The organism is Kitasatospora sp. NPDC004799, assembly GCF_040609095.1.
In the GTDB taxonomy this organism is placed as follows: domain Bacteria; phylum Actinomycetota; class Actinomycetes; order Streptomycetales; family Streptomycetaceae; genus Kitasatospora.
Map to the genome: position 1 here is coordinate 1 of NZ_JBEXJK010000423.1, position 6830 is coordinate 6830.

The 6830-nt window shown below is 73.2% G+C and carries 5 protein-coding genes; 3 read left to right on the plus strand and 2 right to left on the minus strand.

Translation table 11 applies throughout. The features are described from left to right. Positions 1–1871 (plus strand): SpoIIE family protein phosphatase (locus ABZW03_RS34325; RefSeq protein WP_355267318.1); only part of this gene is annotated, 1871 nt, incomplete at its 5' end. 61 nt (positions 1872–1932) lie between these two features. Here ABZW03_RS34325 and ABZW03_RS34330 read toward each other — a convergent pair. Next, a complete protein-coding gene (locus ABZW03_RS34330; RefSeq protein WP_355267321.1) occupies positions 1933–2589 on the minus strand; it encodes a hypothetical protein in 657 nt (218 codons plus the stop codon). Positions 2590–2902: 313 nt separating this feature from the next. Then, on the minus strand, positions 2903–4720 hold the full coding sequence (locus tag ABZW03_RS34335; RefSeq protein ID WP_355267326.1) for a phosphatidylglycerol lysyltransferase domain-containing protein: 1818 nt from the start codon (positions 4718–4720) through the stop codon (positions 2903–2905). 351 nt (positions 4721–5071) lie between these two features. Here ABZW03_RS34335 and ABZW03_RS34340 point away from each other — a divergent pair, with 351 nt between their 5' ends. Then, positions 5072–5722 (plus strand): response regulator transcription factor, encoded by a 651-nt coding sequence (locus ABZW03_RS34340; RefSeq protein ID WP_355267329.1) that lies wholly within the window; start codon positions 5072–5074, stop codon positions 5720–5722. Then, the coding region (locus tag ABZW03_RS34345) for a histidine kinase (protein ID WP_355267323.1) at positions 5719–6830 on the plus strand (1112 nt) is incomplete at its 3' end. The genes ABZW03_RS34340 and ABZW03_RS34345, both read left to right, overlap by 4 nt.

Consider the following 6830-nt stretch of genomic DNA (forward strand, 5'->3'; position numbering starts at 1 on the left):
GGACGTACGACAGCCCGCTCTTCTCCATCACCCGCCGCGAGCCCGCGTTCACCGCCATCGAGCACACCGCCGTCGAGCCGTCCGCCGTCGGCCACCCGCCGCTGCGGACCGACCAGGCCCCGACCGCCGCCGTCCCGGTTCCGGTCCCCGCCCCGGCCGGCGGCGAGGGCGCGCCCGGCGGCCGGCTCAGCCCGTTCCTCACCAACGGGCAGGCCGGCGAGCAGCTGGCCCTGCTGAACGAGGTCGGCGGCAAGGTCGGCACCACGCTGGACCTCGGCTTCACCGCCCACGAGCTGTGCCAGGTGCTGGTCCCCCGGGTCGCCGACTTCGCCTGCGTGGACCTGGTGGACGGGCTGATCTCGGACTCCGAACTGCCCGCCGCCCGCCCGGACGACGACACCATGCTGCGCCGAGTCGCCCTGGTCTACAACGAGACCGGCGGCGCCTGGGACCACGTGCTCGCCGAGGGCTCGCTGGTCAGCATGCCCCGCCGCACCCCGCCCGGGATGGCCCTGCAGCTGAACCAGCCGGTGCTGGTCCCGGTGGTCAGCTCCGACGTCGCGGTCGACTACGCGATCGCGCTCGGCGGCGCCCGGCTGGCCCCGGTGGTCTCCGGCCGCTCCATGCTGGTCGTCCCGCTCTCCGCCCGCGGCACGGTGCTGGGCATCCTCAAGCTGCTCCGGCTGCCGGACCGCGCCCCCTTCGACGAGAGCGACGCCGCGACCCTCAAGGAACTGGCCGTCCGCGCCGCGCTGTCGCTGGACAACGCCCGGCTGCACCGCGCCGAGGCCCGGGTCGCCACCACCCTGCAGCGCTCGATGATCCCGACCCGGCCGCCGCAGATCCCCGGCGTGCAGATCGCCCACCGCTACCTGCCCGGCGACCCCAAGGCCGAGGTCGGCGGCGACTGGTTCGACGCGATCCAGCTGCCCGGCAGCCGGGTCGCCCTGGTGGTCGGCGACGTGATGGGCCACGGCATCCACTCGGCGGCCGCGATGGGCCGCTTCCGCACCGCGATGCAGACCCTCGCCGCCCTGGACCTGCCGCCCGGCCAACTGCTGCGCCACCTGGACAACCTGGCCCACAAGCTCGGCGACGACCACCTCGCGACCTGCCTGTACGCGGTGTACGACCCGATCAACCGGACCTGCGAGCTGGCCAGCGCCGGCCACGTCCCGCCCGTCCTGGTGCACCCGGACGGCACCGGCGAGCTGCTGGAGATCCCGGCCGGCGCGCCGATCGGCGTCGGCGGGGTGCCGTTCGTCGCCAAGACCATCGACGTCTCGGACGGCTCGATGCTGGTGCTCTGCACCGACGGCCTGGTCGAGGTCCGGGGCGGGGACATAGGAGCCGGCCTGGCCGCGCTCTGCGGCAACCTGATCGACCCGCAGCAGAGCCCCGAGCAGGCCTGCGACGAGGTGCTGCGGCGGCTGCACTCGGACGACCGCAAGGACGACGTCGCCCTGCTGGTGGCCCGCTTCGACGGGGTCGCCCCGTCCGAGGTGGCCACCTGGGACCTCACCGTGGACCACCGCGAGGTCCGCCGGGCCCGCTCGCTGGTCCGCGAGCAGCTGGCCGGCTGGCACCTGGAGGCGCTCAGCGACACCACCGAGCTGCTGGTCAGCGAGCTGGTGACGAACGCCGTCCGGGTCGCCCGGGACACCGTGACGCTGCAGCTGATCCGGGTGGACAAACTGCTGGTCGAGGTCAGCGACGACAACCACAACCTGCCCTCGCTGGAGCCGGCCGAGCAGCTCGGCGAGACCGGCCGCGGCCTGACCCTGGTCACCAAGCTCGCCGAACGCTGGGGCACCGCCCGCAAGGCGGTGGGCAAGGTCGTCTGGTTCGAGCTCCCGCTCCCGCACGCCTGACGCCCGGACGCCCGAGGGCCGCGTACGGGCACCCGTACGCGGCCGGTGGAACGAACGCCCGTCAGGGGATGACGGCTCCCGCCGAGCGGCGCCGCCGGGCCTCCACCGCGACCTCCATCGAGGCGGCCGCGGCCACCGAGGTGGCGGCGCCGACCCCGGCCAGCACCCTCGGCCAGAAGTCGCCGAAGACCTCGACCGAGACGGCGATCAGCAGCGCGGTGATCACCGCGACCACGTGCTCCAGACCGGCCAGGTTCGGCAGCACGACCGCCTCGCCGATCATCACCGCCACCACCAGGCCGCCGGTGAACCAGGCCCGGCAGCGGAACGCGACGCAGATCGCCAGCGCCACCACCGCGGCCGAGGGCCCGGTGTCCCGCACGTACGCGACCCACTTCGGGAAGCCGAACAGGTGGTGCGGCCCGATCGCCACGCCGACCCGGGCGAACAGCGTGCCCGCCAGGGTGCAGGTGTAGGCGACCACCAGGGTCATCCGCCGGCCCAGCACGATCTCGGCGATCGCGAAGACCACGAACACCTGGGCCAGCGCCCCCCAGACCGGAAGGTCCAGCGCCGGCACGTACAGGGAGAGCGGCGTCCGCAGCAGCGAGACGTCCAGCGGCAGCGCCGCCCGCACCACCCCGATGTTGTTGACGAAACGCTCGCCGCCCGGCAGGTGCTGGACGATGCTGAACAGCAGGATCAGAAACGTCGCCACCGTGGCCAGCGGAACCGCGGCGAACTTCTTTCGCACCACCGCGTCCCGGACCGTCGCGAACAACGTGCCCCACTCGGCGACAGCGGCCGATCCGGCGAATGCCAGCGGCCCCTTTCGCACGCCCCCCGCGTGGGTCCTGTGCATCACAACCGTTTCTCCGAATCCCCGAACTCTCGACTACTCCAACATTAGAAGCCCATAAACAGAGCCACATCGGCACGGATGCGGAGTCGGGTCATCCTCTGGGGGGAGGCGGTCGCCCCGTCAGCCCCCCATTTCGACCGACCGGCTCCCTCCGCCCCCCGACGGAGGGCTACCCCTTCCCGTCCCGGGCCGACACCGGGACCCGGGGCGCCACCACGGCGGCCCGGGCGTGCCGGCGGCGGAACAGGGCGGGCAGGCTCGGCGCGACGATGAATCCCTCGGCGCGCGCGCTCGCGATGCCGATCCGCGGAATCTCGCTGCTCTTCACGAAGAGCAGGTAGCGCGGTTCCCAGATCGGCCGGTACTTGGCATTCGCGCGGTACAGCGACTCGATCTGCCACCAGCGCGAGAAGAATCCCAGGATCGAACGCCACAGCCGCAGCACCGGGCCGGCGCCGAGGCGCGAACCGCGCTCGAAAACCGAGCGGAACATCGCGAAGTTCAGCGACACCCGCTTCAGCCCCACCTCGTCGGCGCGCTGCAGCAGCTCGATGACCATGAACTCCATCAGGCCGTTCTCGGTGTCCCGGGCCCGGCGCATCAGGTCCAGCGAGAGCCCGTCCGGGCCCCACGGCACGAAGCTCAGCAGCGCCTTGAGCTCGCCGTCCCCGTCGTGGCACTCCAGCATCACGCAGCGGCCGTCGCCCGGGTCGCCGAGCCGGCCGAGCGCCATCGAGAAGCCGCGCTCGGTCGCCCCGTCGCGCCACTCGTCGGCCTTGGCCACCAGCTGCGCCATCTCCTCCTCGGAGATGGACTCGTGGCGGCGGATCCGCACCGTGTACCCGGCCCGCTTGACCCGGTTGTAGGCCTGCCGGACCACCCGCATCGCACGGCCGTCCAGCGAGAACTCGTCCAGCTCGACGATCGCCTCGTCACCCAGCTCCAGCGCGTCCAGCCCGTGCCGGGCGTAGATCACCCCGGCCTCCTCGGAGGCGCCCATCACGGCCGGCGCCCAGGCGTGCTCGCGGGCCTCGGCCAGCCAGGCGTCGATCGCGCCCGGCCAGGCCTCCGGGTCGCCGATCGGGTCGCCCGAGGCGAGCGAGACGCCGCCGATCACCCGGTAGGTGACGGCCGCCTTGCCGCTGGGGGAGAAGATCACCGCCTTGTCCCGGCGCAGCGCGAAGTAGCCGAGCGAGTCGCGCTCGCCCTGCTTCTCCAGCAGGCCGCGCAGCCGGGCCTCGTCCTCGGCGGTGAGCAGCTCCTTGCCGCGCGGGCTGCGGAAGGCCACGTACAGCACCAGCAGGAAGAGCACCGCGCCCATGAAGTTGATCGCGGCGTTCACCCAGGTCGGCGCGGCGATCACCGAGCGCAGGTGCTCGGACGGGGTGATCGTGATCATCCGGCCGACGGAGTACCGGAACAGGTCCCAGAAGCCGGCGCCGGAGAGCTCGTTGGTCAGCCAGACCAGCACCGCGCCGAGCGCGCCGCCGAACGCCAGCCCGCCGACGAAGGTGGCCGCCGCGGTCTTCGGGTTGGAGCTGTCGCCCTTGGACGTGAACTCCTTCCGCCCGATCAGCAGCGCCAGCACGAACAGGCAGGTCAGGACGGTGGAGACGTAGTTGAGCGGGTGGGTGTCGAAGCGCTCGTCCGGCAGCAGCATGAACGTCAGGTACAGCAGCGCGAACATCCCGCCGAGCGCCGTGTTGAAGATCCACGCGGCCCGCTTGCGCCGCCGCATCGCGATCGCCAGGAACACCGACAGCACCGCGCTGGCCAGGCCGGCGGTCATCAGGTACGGGGTGAAGTACTCGCCCTCGTTGTGCTCGTAGACCTGGTCCCGGAAGGGCACCAGCAGGACCGTCGCCACGTTCAGCAGGGCGATCAGCCGCAGGTACCAGACGGAGGCCGCGGCGGCCCTCGGACGCCAGCGGTCGAGCGCGCCACCGGGCCGGGGCCCGGGAGAGGTGGCGGACGGCTCCGACTTCACAGTGGACGACACAGCTCAATTCCAAACGATCAGATGGTGGGGCGCATCCGCGAACGGCCCGCCGCCGGGCGCCCGCTCGGGCCCGGCGAACTGACCGGCGGCCTCACCCGGCCGACCGCCCGAATGGGAACCGGCCGGAAAAGGGTCAGCCAACTCCATGTTTCACCACCGAACCTGAGAAATGCGTGAACCGGGTAGCGGATTCCCACCCCCGCCGAACGGCGGGGGTGGATACCCCCCCGCACGTTCGGCGGCCGGGCACCACTGCCCCTACTCTCGAAAGACCCACGCGGACCGCCCCGACCCGGCCGCCCGAACCGAGGAGGCACCATCACCACCACCCGCGTGCTGATCGTCGACGACGAGATCCTGGTCCGCTCCGGCCTGGGCCTGATCGTCGGTTCCGCCCCCGACCTGGAGGTGGTCGGCGACTGCTCCGGCGGGCAGGCCGAGGAGCACGTCCAGCGGCTGCGCCCGCACGTGGTGCTGCTCGACATCCGGATGCCCGACCTCGACGGCATCTCGGTGCTGCGCCGCCTGCGCGCCCTGCCCGACCCGCCCGCCGTGGCGATGCTCACCACCTTCGACACCGACGAGTACATCGGGACCGCGCTGCGGGCCGGCGCGGCCGGCTTCCTGCTCAAGGACACCGCCCCCGAGCAGCTGGTGCACGCCGTCCGGGTGCTCGCGGCCGGCGGCAACATCCTCTCCCCGACCGTCACCCGCACCGTGATCGGCGGCTACGTGGACGGCGGCGGCCCGGACGCCGAGGCCACCTCGCTCGCCCGCACCCTCACCGGCCGCGAGCTCGACGTGCTCTCGCTGCTCGGCGAGGGCCTGTCCAACGCCGAGATCGCCGACCGGCTCTTCCTCGGCACCGGCACGGTCAAGGACCACATCAGCGCGATCCTCGGCAAGCTCGGCGCCGCCAACCGGGTCCAGGCCGCCGTCCTGGCCCACCGGGCCGGACTGGTCCGGCCCAAGCCCGGCGACGGGGCATGACGGCCGCCGACCAACTGCCGTCCAGACGGCTGCCGGCCTGGTGCACCGCCCCCTGGCTGATGCTGCTGCTGCCCGTCCTCTACTCCCTGCTGGACGCCGCCCTGGTGGCCCGGGAGGCCGCCTGGTGGCAGGTGTCGCTGTCCACGCTGGCCGCCGTCGCGCTGTTCTGGCGCCGCCGCTTCCCGGTGACGGTGCTGCTGCTCACCATGCCGGGCAGCTGGGTGGACGAGATCTGGCTGGCCCCGATAGCGGCCGTCTACTCGGTGGCCGCCGAGCGCCCCCGCCCCCGGGTCGTGATCCCCTGCGGCACCCTGTTCGCCCTGGTCGAGTTCTTCCACTGGCCGCTGCCGGAGGACGTCCTCGACCTCAGCCGCGCCACCGCGCTGGACGCCATCCAGGCCGTGATGCTGGCGGCCGGCCCGGCCGCCACCGGTCTGCTCGCCCGCACCCGGCGGGAACTGGCCGCCCGCCTGGACGAGCTGACCCGCGGCCAGGAGCGGGAGAGCCGGCTGCTGGCCGAGCGGGTGCTGATCAGCGAGCGCGGCCGGCTGGCCCGGGAGATGCACGACGTGGTCTCGCACCAGGTCAGCCTGATCAGCATCCAGGCCGGCGCGCTCCAGGTGAGCAGCGCCGACCCGGCCGCGGTGACCACCGCCCGCACCATCCGCGAACTGGCCGTACGGACCCTGGACGAACTGCGCCAGATGGTCGGGGTGCTGCGCGGCACCGGCGGGCTGCCGGACGCCCCGCTCGCCCCGCAGCCCCGGCTGGCCGACCTGCCCCGGCTGATCGAGGAGAGCGGCCTGGCCGCCGACACCGAGCTGCTCCCCGGCGACCGCCCGTGGCCGGAGGCGGTCGAGCGGGCCGCCTACCGCACCGTCCAGGAGGCGCTCACCAACATCACCAAGTACGCCCCGGAGGCGGCGGTGCACGTACGGGTCCGGGCGAAGGGCCGCCGGCTGCGGGTCGAGGTCCGCAACGAGGCCCCGCCGGTGCGTCCGGCCGAGATCCTGCCGGGCGGCGAAGTTGACCTGCGGGTTTGCCTGTTGCGGCCGGTGGCCGGCCGGCGCCCGGCGGGGCGGATGTGGCCGATGTCACACCTGGTGGA